Origin of the sequence: Actinosynnema sp. CA-299493, assembly GCF_050946825.1 — a bacterium.
GTDB lineage: Bacteria > Actinomycetota > Actinomycetes > Mycobacteriales > Pseudonocardiaceae > Actinosynnema.
Window position 1 is genome coordinate 617703 of record NZ_CP191993.1, and the last position, 20100, is coordinate 637802.

The window sequence follows — 20100 nt, forward strand, 5'->3', positions numbered from 1 at the left end:
GGCAACGACCCTACCTGGATGCTTTCTGACTCGTAAGTACCAAACTTTGAGGTAGGTACTTACGAATAGTTAGCACCCCACCTACGGTTTGCCGCATGACGACCTTGATCACCGGCGCGACCGGCCACCTGGGCTCCCTGATCCTGAAGCACACCCTGACCCGCCTCCCGGCCGACCGGCTCGCCGTCTCCGTCCGCGACCCGCGCAAGGCCGAGGGCCTGGGCGTCGAGGTCCGGCCGGGCGACTTCGACGGCCCCCTCGCCGACACGTTCGCCGGCGTGGAGACGCTGCTGCTGGTGTCGATCGACGGGCCGGACGAGATCCGCGTCCGACTCCACCGCAAGGCGGTCCAGGCAGCCGTCGACGCCGGCGTGCGTCACATCGTCTACACGTCCGTCACGGACGCGGACACCTCGCCGCTCGCGCTGGCCGCGGTGCACAAGGCGACCGAAGAGGCGATCCGCGCCACCGGGATCCCGTTCACCTTCCTGCGCAACGGGATGTACCACGAGAACTACCTCCCCCACGGGCCCGGGCCGATCGTCAGCGCCACGGGCGACGGGCGCATCGCCAGCGCGTCCCGGGACGACCTGGCGCTGGCCGCCGCCGTCGTGCTCGGCACCCCCGGCCACGAGAACGCGGTCTACGAGCTGACCGGCCCGCGGGCGTGGAGCTTCGACGAGCTGGCCGCGCTGGCGGGCACCACGCACGAGAAGGTGGGTGCGACCGACCGCGTCGCCGGGCTGAAGGGCTTCGGCCTGCCGGACTTCCTCGCCGAGCTGCTGGCCGACATCGAGGTCAACATCGGCCGCGGCGCGCTCGCCGAGGTCCGCCCCGACCTGGAGAAGCTGATCGGCCGCGCGCCGCGCACCATCGAGGACGCGCTCCGGGGCTAACCGCCGGCCGCCAGCGCCGCGTCGATCTCCCGGTGCGCTTCGGGGTGCTCGTCCCACCACTTCGCGTACCCCGGGTTGCGGGGCAGCACCGCGCGGTACGCCCGGGCCGCGGCGGCGAACACGTCGTGGGCCCGCCCGGCGGCGGGCCCCTCGCGGCGGGTGGCCAGCATCAGGTCCACCATCAGCGGCGCGCCGCGCAGCGGCCGGATCACGATCCCGTCCCCGCCGCGCGACTGCGGCAGCGCGAACGACACCGCGCCGTTGGCGACCAGGCCGCGGGCGGTGCTCGCCTCGTTCACGTGGTGGGTGAACCGGGGCGTGAACCCGGCCGCCGCGCACGCCGTGAAGACCTGGAGCCGGTTGCCGACGAACTCGTCCGGCGGCGCGACCCAGTCCCGGTCGGCCAACCGGGCGAGGTCGACGTCGTCCCGCGTGGCCAGCGGGTCGTCCTCCGGCAGCGCCACGAACTGCGGCTCGCTCACCAGCCGCCGCAGCTCCAGCCCGCGCAGCTCCCGCCGCTCCAGCCCCTCGAACCGGTCCAGCACGCCCAGCTGCACCTGCCCCGACACCAGCAGTTCGAGCAGGCCCGACGCGCCGGGGGTGATCTCGGTGCGGACCTCCGAACAGGGGATCACCCGGCGCAGCTCCTCCACGAAGTGCCCGAAGAACAAGGTGGGCACCCCGCCCACCAGCAGCGGGCCGGGGGTGCCGTCCCCGGTCCGCGCGCGGGCCAGCGAGACGAGCTGCGCGACCTCGTCGAGCACCAGCCGGGCCGTGCCGACGACCTGCTTGCCGAGGTCGGTGGGCAGGGAGCCGCCGGGCGTCCGGTCGAACAGCCGACCGCCCACGATCCGTTCGACGGTCCGCAGCTGGGCGCTCATCGCGGGTTGCGTGAGCCCCAGGCGCGAGGCGGCCTTGGTGAGGCTGCCTTCTTCGGCGATCGCGCACACCGCGCGCAGGTGGCGCAGTTCGAGCTCGGGCATAACGCTCTTCTATCCCCCTTTCGCATGAGCCGCCAGCCCTGTGCCCGGTCATAGTTGGCCAGGTTCCCCTGCGACCGAGGAGATTCAGATGCGTCACGCGAGCCAGATCTACTGAGCGGGCCGGGGCCGCCGGTCGTGACCGCGGAGCGGACGACCGGCGGTCCCGCCGCGTTGTGGGTAACTTCAAGGCATGTCAGTCCTGGACAGCCCTGTCGATTGGGTGAACGAGCACATCCGCAAGTACGTCGAGTCCGGCGGCGCGGAGGGGCACGAGTGGCAGCCCGGTGTCTTCACGCTCCTGCTGACCACGGTCGGCCGGAAGTCCGGCAAGCCCCGCCGGACCGCGTTGATCTACCAGCCCTACGGCGACGCCTACGTGGTCGTCGCGTCGTACGGCGGCGCGCCGGAGCACCCCGCCTGGTACCGCAACCTGAGCGAGCGCAACGAGGCCGAGGTGCAGGTGAAGGCGGACGTCTTCCGGGCCACGGCGCGCACCGCGACCGGTGAGGAGCGCGCGAAGCTCTGGAAGCTGATGACCGAGGTGTGGCCGGCCTACGACGAGTACGCCGAGAAGACCGACCGCGAGATCCCGATCGTCGTCCTGGAACGCGTCCAGGGCTGACCTGGATCGGCGGTGGTCCGTTCGGCGTCGACCGGTTCGGAGGTGGACCGGGTCCGGCGGTTGCCGGGTTCAGGCGTCGACCGGGATCCGCACCGCCGCCCCGGTCACGGTGACCCGCGGGTCGTCGGGCGAGACCGCGATCTCCAGCAGGCTGGGCCGACCCATGTCCACGCCCTGGTGGATGGTGATCGCCCTGGGCCGCCCGACCTGCCCGACGGCCCGCAGGTACCCGCCGAACGCCGCCGCGGCCGACCCGGTCGCCGGGTCCTCCACCACCCCGCCCACCGGGAACGGGTCGCGCGCGTCGAACACGTCCTCGCCCCGCTGGTGCACCAGCTGCGCGGTCACCGCGTCGTTGGCCCGCAGCAGGTCGCCCAGCGCGTCGAAGTCGTACGCCAACGCCGCCAACCGCTCCCGCGTGCGCACCGCCAGCACGAGGTGCCTCGACCCGCCGAACGCCCAGTGCGCCGGGTACCGGGGGTCGAGGTCCTCGGCCGACCACCCCAGCGCGCGCAACGCCTCCGCCACGTCACCGTCCGGTGCCGGGACGGACGACGTCGGCACGCTGGTCAGGCTCGCCCGCCCGGGCGTCGCGGCGATCTCCACCAGCCCCGCCGGCGTGTGGAACCGCACCGTCCCCGCCCGCTCCAGCGCGACCGCCGACGCCACGGTCGCGTGACCGCAGAACGGCACCTCGACCAACGGGCTGAAGTACCGCACGTCGAACTCCGACCCGCCACCGCGCGGGAACAGGAACGCGGTCTCGGAGTAGCCGACGTCGGCGGCGATCCGCAGCATCGCCCCCTCGTCCAGGCCGGTAGCGTCGAGCACGACACCGGCCGGGTTGCCGCCGGCGGGGTCGGTGGTGAAAGCGCTGTAGCGGAGCACGGTCGGCTCCTGCGTCGCGGGTTCCCGCACGTCGTTCATGCGGACAGCTTCTCCCACCACTCACCATCGAGTCCAACGATTCCCTGCGATGGCTCCGATCGGTATTGTCGATCTGGTGGACACCCGCCTCCTGCGCACCCTCCTGGTGCTCGCGCGCACGGGCAGCTTCACCGCCACCGCGGCGGAGCTGCACCTCGTGCAATCCACGGTGACGAGCCAGGTCAAAGCCCTGGAACGGCACCTGGGCGCGCGCCTGTTCGACCGGCTGCCCAGCGGCGCCCGGCTGACCGAGGCGGGCCGGCAGGCCGTCGAGCACGCCCGCGAGGTGCTCACCTCCGAGCAACGCCTGCGCGACGCCGTGCGCGGCAGCACGGCGGTGGAGGGCGACGTGCGGATAGCCGCGCCCGAGTCGGTCTGCGCCTACCGGTTGCCGCAACGCGTCGCGGACGTGGCGATGCGCTGGCCGGGCATCTCCGTGCACCTCTCGCCGGCGGGCACCCGCCAGGCCCTGGCCGGCGTCCGCAACGGCACCCTGGACCTGGCGCTGGTGCTGGAGGACTCGCTGGTCGCGCCGGGTCTGAAGGTGACCGCCGTCGGCGTGGAGCCGATCGAGCTGGTGTCCGCGCCCGGCGTGGTGCTCGACGAGCGGTACTTCCTGCTGGAGGAGGGCTGCTCCTACAGCGACCGGTTCGTGCGCGACCTGCCCGCGACGCCGAGCATCACCCGGTTCGGCAGCATCGAGGCCGTGCGGTCGTGCGTGGTGGCCGGGCTGGGCTGGACCGTGCTGCCCCGCGTCGCGGTGGCCGAGCACCTGGACGCGGGCACGCTCCAGCGCGTCCGCGAACTGCCCGACAGCACGCTGTTCCTGGTCACGGACCCGCGCCGGACCCCGTCCGCCGCCGTCCGCGCGGTGGCGGCGGCCCTGGGCTGAGGTCGGCGGGTCACCCGACCGGCTGCGCCAGCATCCCCTCGCAACTGCGCACGACCACGGCCGCCGCCCGCCGCTGCCCGTGGTCCAGCGCCGGGTCCGCCGCGAGCTCCCGCCACCGCCCCAGCGTCTCCAGCACGGCGTGCCGCAGCTCGCCCTCCGTCGGCTCGTACTCCATCCCCAGCCGCACCAGCGGGTTCGTCCCCAACCCGCCCACCAACCGCGACGCCTCGGCCTCCAGGTCACCCGGCAGCCGCGTGCGCCCGCCCTGCAACGCGGCCAGCAGCCGCAGCTCCCGGAAGTCGTGCGCCGAGGCGAGGATCCGCTCCACCGACGCCGCCAACCCGACCGAACCGGGCCGGGGCTCGGCGCGCAGCACCACGTCCAGGCCCAGCAGCGCGGACCGCGCCTTGAGCACTTCCCGCCGCTCGGTGAAGTAGACGCCGATCGAGTCGCGCAGCTCGCCGAGCCCGCTGCGCTGCACCAGCTGCCCGGTCAGCTTCACCTGCGTGTCGAAGCCCTGCCGGATCAACGTCGTCGTCAGCCGCACGCCGAAGATGCCGAACCGATCCACCAGGCCCCGCCGCGCCGCCGGCTCCAGCCGCACCGGGAAGTCCTCGCCGACGAACCGGTCCGCGGACAGCAGGTGGTCGTCCAACTCCGCGCGCGCCAACGACGCCAGCGCGGTCAGCGCGGCGAACTCCTCCGCCCGCAGGGTGCGCGCGGCCACCGCGAGCAGCCCCGCCACCGCGACCACGTTCTGGCACAACGGGGTCACCGTCGCCTCGCGCCGGTACCGGCGGGCGATCTGCTTGGCCGACGACAGCGCGTCGATCCGGCCGCCGCCGATCTCGTCGGCCCGCGACAGCACCAGCACCGTGTTCACCGGGGCGACCCGCGCCACCGGGTGGTCGTGCGCGGTCTGGAGGAACCGCGCGTCCGCGGTGTGCATGTGCCGGGTCAGGTACAGCACCGCGTCGGCCTCGCCGTAGACGTGCTCGACCGGCGCGCCCGCCGGCGTGTCGATCAGGGTCAGGTCGCGCAACGACCGGGACGGCCACTCGACGGTCACGCGCTCGGCGTCCGGCGCGTCCACGAACGCCTTGCCGTCACGGCGGACCACCGGCACCTCGTACTGGCCGACGTGCGCCCTGGGCCGGGGCCCGTCCTGGTACCACGTGGTGGCGCCGGTCGGCGCGAACTCCTCGCCGATCAACGCGCTGACCACCGTCGACTTGCCCGAACGCGGCGCGCCCGCCACGGCCACGCGCACCGGCTCGCCGAACCGCGCCTGGTGCCCGCGCAGCCACGCGACCGCGCGCGGGCTGTCCCGGTAGACCACCAGGGCGTCCTCGATCAACGCCCAGACCTCGTCCTCCAGCGCCACGCCGCCGCCCGCCTCGCCCGAAGGCGTCACGCGCTGATCCCCAGCGGTGGCGCCTGGCCCCCCGCGAGCGCCTGGACCCGGTGGTAGAGCTGCACGAGGTCGTCCAGCTCCCGCTTGGCGTCCCGGTGGCGGCGCTCCCGCTCGGCGGTGTCGTCCTGCACCGCGCGGCGGGCGCTGCGGGCCGATTCGAGCAGCGTCTCCTGCAACTCCTCGGCTAGCGCGGCGAAGTGGTGGCGCAGGCTGCGCTGGACGTGCCGGGCCGCGTCGCGGCAGTCCTTGCTGAACTTGAGGAAGAAGTCGTCCACGTGCCGGGCGGCGGCGGCCTTGGCGGCGGCCTGCCTGCGCCGCAGCCGCTGGTCGCTCTCGTCGATGATCGACTTGCCGCCGAACAGCGCGCCCGCGCCCAGCGAGATCGCGTTGATCAGCGGCATCCCGGCGAGGCTGGTGGCCAGGCCGAACATCAGCACGCCGCCGTAGGAGCCTTTCAGGCCGGTGAACGCCTTCTGCGCCACCCCGAACTTCTCGATGACCGGCTTGTCCATCGGCGCGACCCGGTCGAGCACGTCGTCCGGGAAGACCGACTCGGGCAGCAGGTCGTCGCGGACGACCGGGAAGCTCCTGGCGACCTTCTCGGCCACCCACTCCGAGCGGTCGAGCAGCCAGGCGAAGTTCGTGGTGGCGGCCTCGGTGAGGTTGTCCTCCAGCCAGGCCTCGAACGTGTCCCAGCCCAGCGCCGGGTCGGCGGTCTCGAACGTCCGGTCCACCTCGCGGATGATCTTGCGGGTGCGGTCGCGCAGGTCGTACTCGATGTCGGAGACCAGGTCGGCCATCTCGTCGGCCAGCACGGTCTGCCAGCGCGCGGACCGGCGGCGCAGCTCGTCGATGCGGCGCTGCGCCTCGTTGAGCGCGGCGATCGTCCTCTCCGGCCCCTGCGCGGCGCGGGCGGACAGCTCCTCGCGCACCGGCGCGACCAGCTGCTTGATCGCCGACGCGGCGGTGACCGCGACCGTGCGGCGGGCCAGGTGGTCGGCGGCGGCCACGATGTCCTGCCGCACGCAGGCCAGCAGCTCGGGGAAGCCGGACTCGGCGTTGAGCGCCTTGTCCCCGGTCCTGGCCGCGCGCAGGCGCAGCGCGGCGGACACCGGCACCAGCTTCGCGGTCACGCCCGCGCGGGCCAGGTGCGCCCGGTTGCGCTCCAGGACCCGCCGCCACTGCGCCGTGATGTCGATCTTGGTGAGGACCACGACCACGTTCGGGCACGACGTCATGACCTGCTTGATCAGCTCCAGCTCCGAACCGGTCAGCTCGGCCGTCGCGTCGGAGACCATGAGCACGGCGTCGGCCTGGAGCAGCGCGGCGAACGTGCTCGCGGTGTGCGCGGGACGCAGGTCGCCCACGCCCGGCGTGTCGATCAGCACCAGGCCCGAGTCCAGCAGGGCTCGCGGGATGCCGACCTCGGCGCGCACGACGTCGCCGCCGTGGTGCCGGCCGCCCACCTCGTCGGCGAGCTGGTCCAAGGGCACGGGGATGCGCTCGGTGGGGGTGTTCGCGATGGACGCGCCGCGTACGAGTGCCGCCGACGGGGTCTCCGCGTGCTGCACGAAGGTGGGGACGGTGGTCGTGACGTCGTCACCCACCGCGCAGACCGGGGCGTTCACCATCGCGTTCACGAGCTGGCTCTTGCCCTGCTTCGGCTCGCCGATCACGAGCACGCGGAGCTTGGGGTCCAGCTGGCGGGCGCGCTTGTCGCGCAACCGTTCGGCCAGGTCGGGCCGGTGGTGCGCGGCGCAAGCCCGGATCGTGTCGTCGAGCACGTCGAGCCAAGGCGCGGACATCACCCCGCAGAGTGTGCCGGTAAAACCCGTCCGGGTGAAAGTCCGGACACGCTCCGGGCACGTTCCGGGAACGAGAGGAGGGCCGGTCCCGCGGCTGCGCGGGACCGGCCCCCCGGTGGTCGACCAGTCTCAGAAGAGCAGGTCGTCCAGGTCGAGCGAGTCGACGACCGGCAGGTCGAGGCCGTCGACCGTGCCGGTGACGTTGCTCACCGCGCCGCCGAGGCCGGCGGTGTCCGCCACGCCCGCGACCGCGCCGGTGACGTCGGCCAGGGGAGCGGCGCCGTGGGTGTCGAAGTCGGCGGAGCCGGACACGCCGCCCAGGGCGTCGTCCAGGCCCGCGACGGCGCCGAGGTCGCCGACGGGCAGCGAGCCGGTGAGGCCACCGGTCACGTCGCCGATCACGCCGTGGAGCGTGTCGACGGCGCCGAACGCGGTGCTGGTCAGGCCCTCCGCGCCCGGCAGCGAGCCGGTGACCCCACCGGCGGTGGCGACGGCGCCGTCCAGCGTGCCGGTCGCCGTGCCGGTCAGGTCCGAGACCTGACCGGTGGCGGTGTGCGTCGTGCCGTCCAGGGTGTCGGTCACGTCGCCCACCGCGGAGAAGTCACCCTCGACCGTCAGCTCCGCCGAGGCGGCCCCGTCCAGCAGGTCCCAGCTCGAGACGCCGCCGAAGACGGACAGGCCGTCGGCGTCCGCGCTGAGCGTGCCCGCCACGGCGGCCTTGACGTCGCCGGCGCCGGTGGCACCCGACACCGCGAGCTGGTCCGTGACGGCCTTGAGCTGGAAGATCGCGCCGGCCTGGCCCGCGTCGACCAGGTCGAGCGGCAGGTCCTCGAGCAGCGAGCCGTCGAGGGCGGGCAGGCCCCCGGTCGGCACGTAGTCGAGCACCAGCGGGATGACTTCCTGCACGTCCAGGGCACTGATGTCGCTCAGGCCCGCCTTCGCCAGGGTGCCCTCGGCGTCGGCCTGGAAGTCGGCCAGCGCGGTCGGGTCGCTGAGCAGGTCGAGAACGAAGTCGTGCAACGTGGTGGGGCTGGAGCCCATGGTGGATGTCTCCTGGTCGAGTAGGACGCGGGTAGCCGGTCCGGCAGGGGTGAGGCCCGGCGTGGTGATCACGGTAGGAGCGGGGGGATCACCGGCCATCGGGGATTACTCCCAGTAGATGCCGCAACCACTGTGGGGTGCTTCTCGTTCACTCCCTAGGGGATTAGGGGATCACCTTGTGACCATCTCGTCACCCGTGTAGGTACTGCCGGTAGATCGTTCAGGTGAGTGAGGAGGCTCCGGGTTGCCATACGTCCTCGGGGTCGACGTGGGCACCACGCGCACCGCCGCCGCCGTGTGCAGGCTGGGCGGGGCCGGGCGCGGCGAGCCCGAGGTGGTCGGCCTCGGCGGTCCTGGCGGCGGGGTGGCGTCGACGCTCCAGCTCCTGCCGGACGGCGCGTTCGCGGTCGGCGAGCCGGGCGACCCGCGGTGGACCGCCACCGGTTTCGGCCGCCGGGTCGGCGACCCGGTGCCGGTCGTGCTCGGCGCGGACGGCGTCGCCGAGAGCTTCCCGGCGGAGGAGCTGACCGCGCTCGTGGTCAGGTGGGTGGTCGACCAGGTGGCCGCCCGCGAGGGCGAGCGGCCCGCGCACGTCGTGCTCGCGCACCCGTCCGGCTGGGGCGCCCACGCCAAGGGCCTGGCGCACCGGGCGCTGCGGTCGCTCGGCGTGGCGGCGTCGTTGGTGCCGGAACCCGTCGCGGCGGCCGAGAACCACGCGTACACCCGGTCGTTCGCCGGGTCGCTCGGCGTGTTCAGCCTCGGCAGCCACGGGTTCGGCGCGGCGGCGGTCGGCCGGGGGTTCGAGCTGCTCAACACCGCCGAGGGGGTCGACCAGGCCGCCGGCGCGGACTTCGACGACGCGGTGTTCGCGCACGTGCGGACCTCGCTCGGCCGGGCGTTGGCGGAGCTGGACGCCGACGACCCCCGCACCCGCGGCCTGCTCGCCCGGCTGCGGCGCGACTGCGAGGCGGCCAAGCGGGTGCTGTCGGGCGCGGTGGAGACGTCGATCCCGGTGCACCTGCCGTCCGGGCCGGTGGACGTGCCGATCACCCGCGCGCGGTTCGAGGACCTGATCCGGCCGGACGTGGAGCAGGCCGCCGCCGTCTTCGCCAGGGTCGCCGGTGACGTGGAGATGACCGTGCTCGTGGGCGGCAGCGCCCGCATCCCGCTGGTCGCGGCGTCCGTGCCCGGCCGGGTGGTGCTGGAGGCCGCGCCCGAGACGTCGGTGGTGAAGGGTGCGGCGCTGGCCGCGCGCAGGCTCGTGATCGGGCCCGACGCCGAGCCCGAGCCGATCGAGACCTCGGTCATGGTCCGCGACGACGACCCGCTGCTGAGGTTCCCCGTGGGTGGTCCGGAAGCGCCGGCGGCGGAGCTCACCGCGCCGCCGCCCCGCCCGCCCGTCGACATCACACCGCTCGACCTGCCGGAACGGCGCACCGTGAAGCGCGTCGTGCGCGGGCTCGTGCCGACCGGTGGGCGCCGCGCCCGTGACAGCGAGGATGGCCGTTGAGCCCGAGCGCGATCGCCCGTCCGGTGCTGTCCCACCAGGTCGCACAGGTCCTGGACGCCGTCGCGGCGGCAGCCGCCGGCTCCGGGCCGGTGCTCCGGCTGGGCGTGGTCGCGCCCGGCGGGTACGGCAAGACCACCGTGCTGCGGGAGATCACCCGGGCGTTCGAGGAGGTCGGCGCGCCGGCCGCGGTCGTGGACGACGCGCACCTGCTGCCGGACGCCGAGCTGTCGGCGCTGCGCTCGCTCGTCGAACGGGGGGACGAGCACGTCGTGGTGGCCTACCGACCGTGGCCGCGGTCGCGCGCGCTGGCGGCGTTGGCCGAGGCGGCCGGGCGGGCGCGCCCGTCGTTGATGCTGGAGCCGTTCACCCGGGAGCAGGTGCGGGCGGTGCTGCCCGCGTCCGCGCGGGGCCTGGCGGACTTCGTGCACCAGCAGACCGGTGGCGTGCCGCGGTTCGTGCGGCGGCTGGCCGGACTGACCGCGGCGGAGGTGACGCCCGAGGTGGTGGCGTCGTTCCGGGCCGACCTGGACTGGCTGGACGCCGACGTGCGCAAGTACCTGCTGGCCGCCGAGGCGGGCGCGGCGCTGCGGCTGGACCTGCTCGGCGGGCTGCTCGGGGTCGACGCCGACGCGGTCGGCGACGTGATCGAGGCGGGCCGGGCCACCGGCCTGGTCGCGGCCGACGGGACGTTGCTGCCCGTCGCCCGGCTGGCGGTGGCCACGCTGAGCCGGGCCGATCGGCGGATCGCCGTGCGGCAGCGGCTGGTCGAGCTGCAACTGCGGTCCGGCGGTCCCGTGCTCGACCTGGTGCGGCCGTTGGTCGACGTCGGCGGTGAGGACGACCGGACCGGGGTCGCCGGGCCGGGGATGGCGCAGGCGTTCCGGGCGGCGGCCGACGAGGCGCTGGCCGCGGAACCGGCGTTGGCGGCCCGGCTGCTGGCCGCCATCGGCACGGCGGGCGCCGACGTGGCCGTGCGGCGGGCGGTGGCCTCGGCCATGGCGGGCGACCTCGACGCGGCGCTGCGGCTCGCGGACCGGGTGATCTCCAGCGGGGACACCGCGCACCGGGGCGCGGCGGCGGAAGTGGCCGCCATCGCGTTGGCGCACCGGGGACAGCTGGCCCGCAGCACGGAGCTGCACCGCTGGTCGCCGAGCTCGACGTCGTCGGCGTTCGCGGTGATCGGCCAGGTCGGCACCGGGCGGCTGCCGACCGCGGCGCTGCCCGTCGCGCCGCCGACCATGCTCGACGGCGGCGCTTCCCTGATGGCGCAAGGCGTGGTGGAGTCGGTGACGTCGTCCGCGACCACCTCGCTGTCCACTTTGGTGCGTGCGGCGGGCCTGCTCGAACCGGCCGGTGGCGCCGTGCTGCTACCGGACACGCCCGCCGCGCTGGCCGCGCTGGTGGCGCTGCACAGCGGTGAGCCGGGCGTCGCGGAATCGGTGCTGGACCGGGCGATGGCGACGTCCTCGGGCGGCGCGCTGATGGTCGTGCGGCACCGGCTGCTGCGGGCGTGGATCGCGATGCAGCGCGGCAACCTCGCGCAGGCCAGGGAAGCGCTGGTGGCGCTGCGGAAGGCCGGCCGCCCGCTGGAACCGCGCGACTGGCTGTTCGCGGTGGCGCTGGAGATCGGCGTCGCGCGGCGCGACAGCGACCTGGCGACGTTGAAGCGGACGTGGGAGCAGGCGTGCGAGGCGGTGCTGAGGCACCCCGTGGACCTGTTCACGTTCCTGCCGCTCGGCGAGTTCGCCACCGCCGCCGCGCGGCTGCGCGACCAGCACCGGCTGGCGCCGCACCTCGCCGCCGCGCGGACCCTGTTGCGGGACCTGGGCGAGCCGAGCCTGTGGGCCGTGCCGCTGCACTGGAGCGCGCTGCACGCGGCGATCATCGCCGAGGAGGCGTCCGTCGCCGAGGAGCACGCCGCGTCGCTGGCCGCGTGCCGGGACCGGAGCCGGTACGCCCGGATCGTGTCGACGGCGGCGGAGAGCTGGCTCGACGTGGTGGCGGGCAAGGTGGACGCCGACCAGGTCGAGGAGTCCGCGCGCGGCTTGCAGGCGGTCGGCCAGTGGTGGGACGCGGCCAGGCTGGCGGGCCAGGCCGCGATCCGGACGTCGGACCGCCAGGCGATGGTGCGGCTCCTGGACTGCGCCCGACTGCTCCAGGGGCGCACCTCCGCGACCACGCGCAGGCAGCCCGAACCGGCCGTGGAGGCGGCCGACGCGGGCAAGCTCAGCGACCGCGAGCGCGAGGTGGCCGAGCTGGTCGTCAACGGGCTGACCTACAAGCAGGTCGGCGACCGGCTGTTCATCTCGGCCAAGACGGTCGAGCACCACGTGGCCCGCATCCGGCAGCGGCTCGGCTGCACCAGCCGGGCCGAGCTGCTGGACCAGCTCCGCCAGATCGTCGGCTAGAGACCGCAGCCCGCGCCGGCCTGGCAGCACCGGCGCGGAGGTCCGGCGGACGCTCACCGCGTTCGTGCCGGAGCGGTCTCGACTCAGTCGCGCTTGCCCGCGTGCAGCAGGATGAGGCCGAGCGCGGCGATCACGAAGTTCTGGAACGCGGCCGACAACCCGTTCCAGTCCTTGGACTGCCACATGAGGAACCACTCGCCGCCGATCGCGATGAAGCCGCCGCCGAACAGCAGCGCCTGCATCACCCAGCCCGTCGACGACAGCCGGCGCGCCAGGTCCTCCCGGCGGCGCAGCCAGGCGACCAGGCCGGCCAGCAGCACCAGCGCGGTGACCGCCTCCCAGATGATGATCAGCACGTAGGCCGCGGTCACCACGGCCGGGTTCGTGATGGCGCGCCACGACGTGCTGGGCGAGCCGAACGTGGTGTCCATCGCGAACACGTGCTGGACGAACGCGTGGTTGGTCTCGTAGTCGGTGATGTTCCCGAACGCGACGAGAGCCATGTAGAGCGCGGTGATCCCGGTCAGCGCCGTGACCGCCGCTTTCAGGCTCCCCACCCTGGCAAGTAGACGCATGATCTGTAGAACGTAGTCACGATCGACCGGAAGTCCACGAGCGGATTTCACCTTCACCGGCCCGCGGTCGGCCGGGACGGGGTCCGGCGGCGCCCCGAACCGCAGGTCGGCGGGTGGCCGGGCCCGGTCCGGCGCGCGACCCGGCCGGCCGCGCCCGGATGCGGTCTGGACCAGTCGGGGGTTCGGGGTGGGGTGGGCGCCCGAGGAGGGGTCAGGGGCAGGGCGGCTCGTAGTCCAGCTGCGGCAGGTGCTCGTCCCACCGCTCCTTCGGCAGCACGCCCTTGGTCTTGAGGCAGATCCGGCTGATCACGTGCTGAAGGTCGAGGTCCCACACCCGGACCGTGCTGTCGGAGCTGGTGGACGCCAGCCTGCGGCCGTCCGGGCTGAACGCGATGTCCCGCAACCCGCCGTCGTGCCCGGTCAGCACCTGGCCGACGGGGGTGGGGCGCTGGAGGTCGTGCACGTCCCACAGCCGGATCGTGCGGTCCTCCCCGCCGCTGGCCAGCGTCCGCCCGTCCGGGCTGAACGCCACCGTCACCGCCGCCTCGACGTGCCCGGTCAGCGGCGCGCCGATCGGCTTGACCCGGTTCGGCACGGTCAGGTCCCACAGCCGGATCGTCCGGTCGTCGCCCGCGGTGGCCAGGGTGCGGCCGTCGGGGCTGATGTCGCCCGCGCGCACCGCGCTGTCGTGCCCGGTCAGCGGCCGGCCGATCGGCTGGGCGGTGGCCGGGTCGGTCACGTTCCACAGCCGCACGGTCTTGTCCGCGCTGGCCGTGACCAGCGTCTTCCCGTCCGGGGTGAACCCCACGTAGTGCACGTACGCGTCGTGGCCGACGAGCGGGAGGCCGAGCGGCTCCGGTCGCCCGCGGTCGCTGATGTCCCACAGCTGCACGGAGTTGTCGTCGGAACCGGTGACCAGGACGCGGCCGTCGGCCCGGAACGCCACCGGCGAGCTGTAGCGGGTGCCCACCTCGATCGGCTCGCCGAGCGGTCTGGGGTCGTGCGGGTCGGTGAGGTCCCACAGCCGCACCGTCTTGTCGCTCACGCTGGCCAGCGTGACGCCGTCGTCGCTCAACGCCAGCGACCACACCCCCGCGCCGTGCGAGACCACGGCGGTCGACTTCGGCACGGCCTGGTCGCCGATGTCCCACACCCGGATCGTCTCGTCCTCGGCCGCCGACACGAGGTGGTGGTGGTCGGGGGTGAAGCGGGGACCGATGGTGCGCGCCGAGTGCCCGACGAGCACGCCGGGCGGCAGGGACCACAGCCGCACCACGGAGTCCTGGCTGCCGGTGGCCAGGGTGCGGCCGTCCGGGCTGAACGACACCGCGTACACGATGCCGTTGCGGCCCGTCAGCGGCTGACCGAGGGGGATGGGGTGCGCCGGGTCGGTGATGTTCCACAGCCGGGTGGTGCCGTCGGCGCCGGCCGCCGCGAGGACCCGGCCGCTCGGGCTGAACGCCACCGACCACACGCCCTCGGCGTGGTCGATCAGCGGCCGTCCGACGGGCCTCGGCGCCGCCGGGTCCGCCAGGTCGAACAGCCGCACGCTGTGGTCCTCGCCACCGCCCGCCAGCAACCGGCTACCCGGGCTGAACGCCAGCGAGTGCACGGTGTTCTCGAACCCGGTGATCGGCTCGCCGACCTGCTCCGGGTGGGCGGGGTCGCGCACGTCGAACACCACCACGGTCCGGTCGTCGCCCCCGGTGGCCAGCAGCGCGCCGTCCGGGCTGACCGCGATCGAGCGCACCGGCCTGGTGTGCCCGCCCAGCGGCTCGCCCAGCGGCCGGGGCTCGGCCGGGTCGGACACGTCCCACAGCCGCGCCGTGCGGTCGCCGTTGGCGGTGACCAGCGTCCGGGAGTCGGGCGTGAACGCCAGCAGGTAGACGGTGTCGTTGTCGCCCCGCAACGGCTCGCCGAGCGAGCGCGGCCGTTCCGGGTCGCTGACGTCCCACAGCCGCACGGTGGCGTCGTCGCCCGCGGTGGCCAGGGTCCTGCCGTCGGGGCTGAACACGGCGGAGGACACCCAGCTGCGGTGGCCGGGCAGCGGCGGGCCGAGCTGCACGGGGTTGTCCCGGTCGCGCAGGTCCCACAGCCGCACGGTCTCGTCGAAGCTCGCGGTGGCCAGGAACCTCCCGTCCGGGGAGTAGGACGTGAGGTACACCGGGCCGGTGTGCCCGACCAGCGGCACCGCCAGCGGCGTCGCCTGCGTGGACAGCAGCCGGGTCCGCACCTCCTGGTCGTCGGGCCGCATCCGGTGCGCGACCAGGGTCAGCTGCGCCGACGCCGACGGGTCGGACTCCTGCAACCGGTCCGCCTCCGCCACCACCTGCCGGAACACCGCGTCGTCGCGCTGCCGCACGGCCAGCACGGCGGCCGTCGCGGCGATGAGCGCCAGCACGACCACGCACGCCACCGCGGCCCGCCTGCCCCACGCCGCGCGCCTGCGGTACTGCGTCGACACCGCGAGGAAGTCCTGGGCGGTGCCGGTCACCCCCTCGGGGCCCGCCGCGTCCGCCCAGTGCCGCGCGGTCTCCAGCCGCGCGCCCCGGTAGAGCAGCGACGAGTCGCGGTCCTGGCCCGCCCAGGTCGCCGCGTCCTCCTCCAGCCGCTGCCGCAGCAGCTGGCCCTCCCGGTCCTGGTCGATCCAGCTGCGCAGCCGCGGCCACGCCTGGAGCAGCGCTTCGTGCGTGATCTCCACCGACCCCGCGTCGAGCGTGACCAGCCGGGCCCGCGCCAGCACCTCCAGCGCCTCCTCGCCGGCGGCCCGGTTCGACGCCTGGTCGACCAGCTCGTGCCGGGTGGAGCGGCGGCGGGTGTCCTGGGTGTCCTCGCCGACGCGGACCAGCCGCAGCAGCAACGGCCGCGCGGCCTGCTGCGCCTCCGGCGCGAGGTCGGCCCACGCCCGTTCCGCGGTGGCCGCGACCGCGCCCTGGATGCCGCCCGCCGAGCGGTAGCCCGCGATGGTCAGCTTGCCCGCGGCCCGGCGCTGCCAGGTGGCCAGCAGGGCGTGCGACAGCAGCGGCAACGCGCCCGCGTCGTACGCGCCCTGTCCTGCCCGCCCCTGCGCGCGCCCGCTGCGCACGCCGAGGTCGCGCAGCATCAGCTCGATCAGCCCGGGCTCCAGTTGCAGGCCCGCCGCCTTCGCGGGCCGCGACACCGCCTCCCGCAGCTCCGCCGACGTCATCGGGCCGAGCACCATCTGCCGGTCCTGCAACGCGTCGGCCAGCTCCGGGTACGCCAGGCAGCGGCCGTAGAAGTCGGCCCGCACGCCGACCAGCACCAGCGCGGACGGCGTGCCGCCGGGCACCGCGGGCGTGCACGCCACGTTCAGCGCCTGGACGAACACCTGCAACCGGTTCTCGTCCGAGGACAGCGTGAACGCCTCCTCGAACTGGTCGACCACGACCACCACCCGGTCACCGCCGTGCCGCGCCGCGTACGCCGCGAACGCCGCCCGGATCTGCCCGGCGAACCGCAGCACGCCCATCAGCGTCTGCCCGAGGAACCTGTCCGGACCGTGCCCGGAGGCCGCCGGGTCGAGGTCCGCCCCGTCCAGGGAAAGCGCCACGTCCAGGATCTCGGCCAATTCCGGGACCTGCCGGATCAATTCCTTCACCGGGTCCGCGCCGGGCGTGATGACGACCGCCGGCCACGCCGTCGAACCGGCGATGCCCAAGGCGCCGTCGCGAATGGAAGGAATGACGCCCGCGCGCACCAACGAGGATTTTCCGGCGCCCGACGCGCCGACCAGCATCACGATCCCACCGGTTTCCGCGGCGTTGCCGAGCCGGGCCACCAACGCGGCCGTGCTGCGTTCCCGGCCGAAGAACCAACCGGAATCCTCGGGCTGGAACGCGGCCAATCCCCGATAAGGGCACACGCCGATTTCGCCGGAGCTCGGCGGATCCTCGTCGTCGGCCGCCGCCACCGGGCTGGCCAGCGCCTCCTCCCACAGCGCGCGCCACGCGTCCAGGTCGTACAACTCGGTCACCGGCGGCTGCGGGCGCGACTTCCTGGCCTCACCGATCAAAATTTCAAGCACTACCGAGAGTGCCGAGAACCGGGCCGGCACGTTGCGCCCCCGACGCCAGTCGCTGACCCGTTGCGCGGTCGCCCGGATCGGTCGCCCGCGCTCGTCGACGCGCCTGGCGCGGCCGACCGACTCGGTCACCTTCTTCAGAGGTGGATCGCCCGCCTCCGCGTAGAGCAGCGCGAACCGCTCCGCGAACACGGCACGGGGACCTGACCCCTGACCGGAACCAGCCATCCGCGGCGTGCCTCCTAGAGGTCCGGTGTTCCGGACCGGAAAACCGGGTGTGAGCGCGTGAACTGGTCGTTTGTCGACCGGTGGTGCTCTTCTCGGTCCACCCTAACGACTTCCGCTGACAAGCTGACCGGGACGTTCCGGTGACGTCGACAAGTTGTGCGAAGGGACCGGTCAAAGTGGTTTCGCAGGCAACTACCGCGAGTGGCAGCTCGTTCGTCGCTGAGGGGTCCTGGGGGTCTTCTCAGCGATGTGCACCAGACCGACCAGGTCGGTGGAACGGTGCGGCGACCTGCCATGCGGACCGGAGTTGACCCGGTGCGGACCACTGGTCCACCGGTCACGGCCCGTGAGGACCGGGGCATCCCCGGTGAAGCACGGGTCTGCCCGATCCTGAGGACGGTGCTCGACGCGCACGGTCGCGACCGGGCCGAGGTGGGACTGGACCTCCTGGCCCGGCTCGCCGCCCCGGCGCACAGCTAGTCGGTGTCCGGCCGCAGGGCGTCATCGCCCTCCGGGAGCGTCGCACAGCGCGGTGCGGCGCCACCGGCCCGGTGGCGTTTTCCGCCATGTCGCATTTCCGCCGGCCACCGGCCCTCGCGTTGACCGATGCTGGTGCCGTGCACGAAGACGCGGAACGTTGTGCCCGAGCCGTGCGGTCGAAAGACGCCCGGTTCGACGGGTGGTTCTTCACCGCGGTCCTGACCACCCGGATCTATTGTCGGCCGAGTTGTCCGGTAGCGCCGCCCAAGGTCGAGAACATGCGGTTCTACCCGAGTGCGGCGGCGGCCCAACAAGCGGGATTCCGGGCGTGCAAGAGGTGCCGGCCCGACGCGTCGCCGGGTTCGCCCCGGTGGAACCACCGGGCCGACTCGGTGGCGAAGGCGATGCGGTTGATCGCCGACGGCGTGGTGGACCGGGACGGCGTCCCGGGCCTCGCCGGCCGCCTCGGCTACAGCGTGCGGCAGGTCGAGCGGCTGCTGCTGGCCGAGCTCGGCGCGGGGCCGTTGGCGTTGGCCAGGGCGCAACGCGCGCAGACCGCCCGGCTGCTCATCGAGACGACCGCGCTGCCGATGGTCGAGGTCGCGCTCGCGGCCGGGTTCGCCAGCGTCCGTGCGTTCAACGAGACGGTGCGCGAGGTGTTCGCGCTGTCGCCGACCGACCTGCGCCTGCGCCGTCGTCCCGCGCCGGACACGTCGGGCGTGCTGTCGCTGCGGCTGCCGTTCCGCGCGCCGCTGCGGCCGGACAACCTGTTCGGCCACCTCGCCGCGACCGGCGTGCCGGGGGTGGAGGAGTGGCGTGACGGCGCGTACCGGCGGACGCTGCGGCTGCCGCGCGGTCACGGCGTGGTGTCGTTGGCGCCGCAGGACGACCACGTGGCGTGCAAGCTGGTGCTGAGCGACCTGCGCGACCTGTCGATCGCCATCGCCCGGTGCCGCCGGATGCTGGACCTCGACGCCGACCCGGTCGCGGTGGACGAGCAGCTGCGCTCGGACCCGCTGCTCGCGCCCCTGGTCGACGCGGCTCCGGGACGGCGCGTGCCGGGCACCGTGGACGCCGCCGAGTTCGCGGTGCGGGCCGTGCTCGGGCAGCAGGTGTCCACGGCCGCCGCCCGCACGCACGCCGGTCGGCTGGTGCGCGCGGCGGGCGAGCCGATCGCGGACGGCGGGCTGACGCACCTGTTCCCGACGCCGTCGGCGCTGGCCGCGCTGGACCCCGCCGCGCTGGCGGTGCCGCAGGCGCGCAAGAACGCGTTCCGCGCGCTGGTGGAGGCGTTGGCCGACGGCTCGCTCGACCTGGGCGTCGGCGCGGACTGGGCGAAGGCGCGGGCCGACCTGCTGGCGCTGCCCGGGTTCGGGCCGTGGACGGTCGAGGTGATCGCGATGCGGGCGCTCGGCGACCCGGACGCGTTCATCCCGACCGACCTGGGCATCCGCGCCGCCGCCCGCGCCCTCGGCCTGCCCGGCACACCCGCCGCCCTCGTGCGGCGAGCCCAGGCGTGGCGCCCTTGGCGCGCCTACGCCGTCCAGCACCTCTGGGCCACCGGTGACCACGCGGTCAACCGGCTGCCCGCGTGAAAGGACTCCCCTCCCGATGAGCCACACCACCGTCGACAGCCCCGTCGGACCGCTCACGCTGGTCGCGCACGACGGCGCGCTGTCGGGGCTGTACATGACCGGGCAGCGACACCGGCCGGCCGACGACGAGTTCGGCCCCGAGGACGCCTCGCCGTTCGGGGACGTGGTCGTGCAGCTGGCCGAGTACTTCGAGGGCACGCGCACGGCGTTCGACCTGCCGTTGGACCCGATCGGGACGCCGTTCCAGCGGACCGTGTGGCGGGCGTTGGCCGAGATCCCGTACGGCGGGACCGTGACGTACGGGGAGCTGGCGCAGCGGCTCGGCCGGCCGTCGGCCGCGCGGGCGGTCGGCCTGGCCAACGGCCGCAACCCGATCGGCATCATCGTGCCGTGCCACCGCGTCGTCGGCGCGAACGGCGACCTGACCGGCTACGGCGGCGGCCTCCCCCGCAAGCGCCACCTCCTCACCCACGAACTGTCCCACCACCACCCCACCCTCTTCTAACCCGCGAGAGTCCTACGTTCAAGCGCCGAGAGTCCTACGTTCACGCACCCCGAGTTCAACGCTCACGACGAACGGCCGAGTGCCTGAGCGTTGAACTCACGGGTCCTGAACGTAGGACTCTCGCGCTGTGGAGGTAGGACTCTCGCGCCGACAAGGTTTTTTGTCTTGACGGGGGAA

Annotated in this window: 15 protein-coding genes; 8 read left to right on the top strand and 7 right to left on the bottom strand. The window is 74.1% G+C overall.

Annotation, left to right across the window (positions count from 1 at the left end; all coding sequences use genetic code 11):
* Positions 1 to 95 precede the first annotated feature (95 nt).
* A complete protein-coding gene (locus ACQPYE_RS03095) occupies positions 96 to 896 on the top strand; it encodes an SDR family oxidoreductase (RefSeq protein WP_498719017.1) in 801 nt (266 codons plus the stop codon).
* On the opposite strand, the gene ACQPYE_RS03100 is transcribed toward ACQPYE_RS03095, so the two are convergent.
* The gene (locus ACQPYE_RS03100) at positions 893 to 1879 is read right to left on the bottom strand and encodes a LysR family transcriptional regulator (RefSeq protein ID WP_498719018.1); all 987 of its coding nucleotides are present in this window, start codon (positions 1877 to 1879) and stop codon (positions 893 to 895) included. The two genes, ACQPYE_RS03095 and ACQPYE_RS03100, sit on opposite strands and share 4 nt — an antisense overlap.
* A 190-nt stretch (positions 1880 to 2069) precedes the next feature.
* Here ACQPYE_RS03100 and ACQPYE_RS03105 point away from each other — a divergent pair, with 190 nt between their 5' ends.
* Positions 2070 to 2501, top strand: a complete 432-nt coding sequence (locus ACQPYE_RS03105; protein ID WP_498719019.1) for a nitroreductase family deazaflavin-dependent oxidoreductase — start codon at positions 2070 to 2072, stop codon at positions 2499 to 2501.
* Positions 2502 to 2570: 69 nt separating this feature from the next.
* On the opposite strand, the gene ACQPYE_RS03110 is transcribed toward ACQPYE_RS03105, so the two are convergent.
* Positions 2571 to 3428: a PhzF family phenazine biosynthesis protein gene (locus ACQPYE_RS03110; RefSeq protein ID WP_498719020.1), complete on the bottom strand. Its 858-nt coding sequence runs from the start codon at positions 3426 to 3428 to the stop codon at positions 2571 to 2573.
* 76 nt (positions 3429 to 3504) lie between these two features.
* On the opposite strand from ACQPYE_RS03110, the gene ACQPYE_RS03115 reads away from it, so the two are divergent.
* Positions 3505 to 4320 carry a LysR family transcriptional regulator gene (locus ACQPYE_RS03115; RefSeq protein ID WP_498719021.1) on the top strand — a complete coding sequence of 272 codons (816 nt, stop codon included), beginning with the start codon at positions 3505 to 3507 and terminating at the stop codon, positions 4318 to 4320.
* Between the two features lie 10 nt (positions 4321 to 4330).
* Here the strand turns inward: ACQPYE_RS03115 and ACQPYE_RS03120 are convergent, their stop codons facing one another.
* The 3 genes from ACQPYE_RS03120 to ACQPYE_RS03130 form a co-directional block, all read right to left on the bottom strand.
* Positions 4331 to 5734 (bottom strand): GTPase domain-containing protein, encoded by a 1404-nt coding sequence (locus ACQPYE_RS03120; protein ID WP_498719022.1) that lies wholly within the window; start codon positions 5732 to 5734, stop codon positions 4331 to 4333.
* Positions 5731 to 7539: a dynamin family protein gene (locus ACQPYE_RS03125; protein WP_498719023.1), complete on the bottom strand. Its 1809-nt coding sequence runs from the start codon at positions 7537 to 7539 to the stop codon at positions 5731 to 5733. The genes ACQPYE_RS03120 and ACQPYE_RS03125 overlap by 4 nt, the downstream gene beginning before the upstream one ends.
* 129 nt (positions 7540 to 7668) lie before the next feature.
* Positions 7669 to 8580: an IniB N-terminal domain-containing protein gene (locus ACQPYE_RS03130; protein WP_498719024.1), complete on the bottom strand. Its 912-nt coding sequence runs from the start codon at positions 8578 to 8580 to the stop codon at positions 7669 to 7671.
* A gap of 244 nt (positions 8581 to 8824) precedes the next feature.
* Here ACQPYE_RS03130 and ACQPYE_RS03135 point away from each other — a divergent pair, with 244 nt between their 5' ends.
* Complete coding sequence (locus tag ACQPYE_RS03135) at positions 8825 to 10090, top strand: Hsp70 family protein (protein ID WP_498719025.1); 1266 nt, start codon at positions 8825 to 8827, stop codon at positions 10088 to 10090.
* The gene (locus ACQPYE_RS03140) at positions 10087 to 12498 is read left to right on the top strand and encodes a helix-turn-helix transcriptional regulator (protein ID WP_498719026.1); all 2412 of its coding nucleotides are present in this window, start codon (positions 10087 to 10089) and stop codon (positions 12496 to 12498) included. The genes ACQPYE_RS03135 and ACQPYE_RS03140 overlap by 4 nt, the downstream gene beginning before the upstream one ends.
* A gap of 83 nt (positions 12499 to 12581) precedes the next feature.
* Here the strand turns inward: ACQPYE_RS03140 and ACQPYE_RS03145 are convergent, their stop codons facing one another.
* Both ACQPYE_RS03145 and ACQPYE_RS03150 read right to left on the bottom strand, forming a co-directional pair.
* Positions 12582 to 13055 (bottom strand): DUF2165 domain-containing protein, encoded by a 474-nt coding sequence (locus tag ACQPYE_RS03145; protein WP_498719027.1) that lies wholly within the window; start codon positions 13053 to 13055, stop codon positions 12582 to 12584.
* A 229-nt stretch (positions 13056 to 13284) separates the two neighbouring features.
* Positions 13285 to 17307, bottom strand: coding sequence for an nSTAND1 domain-containing NTPase (locus ACQPYE_RS03150; protein ID WP_498719028.1), 4023 nt, complete (start codon positions 17305 to 17307; stop codon positions 13285 to 13287).
* 351 nt (positions 17308 to 17658) lie between these two features.
* Between ACQPYE_RS03150 and ACQPYE_RS03155 the strand changes: the two genes are divergently transcribed.
* The 3 genes from ACQPYE_RS03155 (at position 17659) to ACQPYE_RS03165 (ending at position 19923) form a co-directional block, all read left to right on the top strand.
* Entirely contained in the window at positions 17659 to 17823 is a 165-nt protein-coding gene (locus tag ACQPYE_RS03155; protein WP_498719029.1) for a hypothetical protein, read from the top strand.
* Between the two features lie 137 nt (positions 17824 to 17960).
* Complete coding sequence (locus ACQPYE_RS03160; protein WP_498719030.1) at positions 17961 to 19418, top strand: DNA-3-methyladenine glycosylase 2 family protein; 1458 nt, start codon at positions 17961 to 17963, stop codon at positions 19416 to 19418.
* Between the two features lie 16 nt (positions 19419 to 19434).
* Positions 19435 to 19923 (top strand): methylated-DNA--[protein]-cysteine S-methyltransferase, encoded by a 489-nt coding sequence (locus ACQPYE_RS03165; RefSeq protein ID WP_498719031.1) that lies wholly within the window; start codon positions 19435 to 19437, stop codon positions 19921 to 19923.
* The last annotated feature ends 177 nt before the right edge of the window (positions 19924 to 20100 follow it).

Excerpts from the sequence above, each read along its gene's own strand:
- ACQPYE_RS03130 (WP_498719024.1), bottom strand. The coding sequence starts at position 8,580 with ATGGGCTCCAGCCCCACCACGTTGCACGACTTCGTTCTCGACCTGCTC.
- ACQPYE_RS03165 (WP_498719031.1), top strand. The coding sequence starts at position 19,435 with ATGAGCCACACCACCGTCGACAGCCCCGTCGGACCGCTCACGCTGGTC.
- ACQPYE_RS03100 (WP_498719018.1), bottom strand. The coding sequence starts at position 1,879 with ATGCCCGAGCTCGAACTGCGCCACCTGCGCGCGGTGTGCGCGATCGCC.
- ACQPYE_RS03110 (WP_498719020.1), bottom strand. The coding sequence starts at position 3,428 with ATGAACGACGTGCGGGAACCCGCGACGCAGGAGCCGACCGTGCTCCGC.
- ACQPYE_RS03105 (WP_498719019.1), top strand. The coding sequence starts at position 2,070 with ATGTCAGTCCTGGACAGCCCTGTCGATTGGGTGAACGAGCACATCCGC.
- ACQPYE_RS03125 (WP_498719023.1), bottom strand. The coding sequence starts at position 7,539 with ATGTCCGCGCCTTGGCTCGACGTGCTCGACGACACGATCCGGGCTTGC.
- ACQPYE_RS03095 (WP_498719017.1), top strand. The coding sequence starts at position 96 with ATGACGACCTTGATCACCGGCGCGACCGGCCACCTGGGCTCCCTGATC.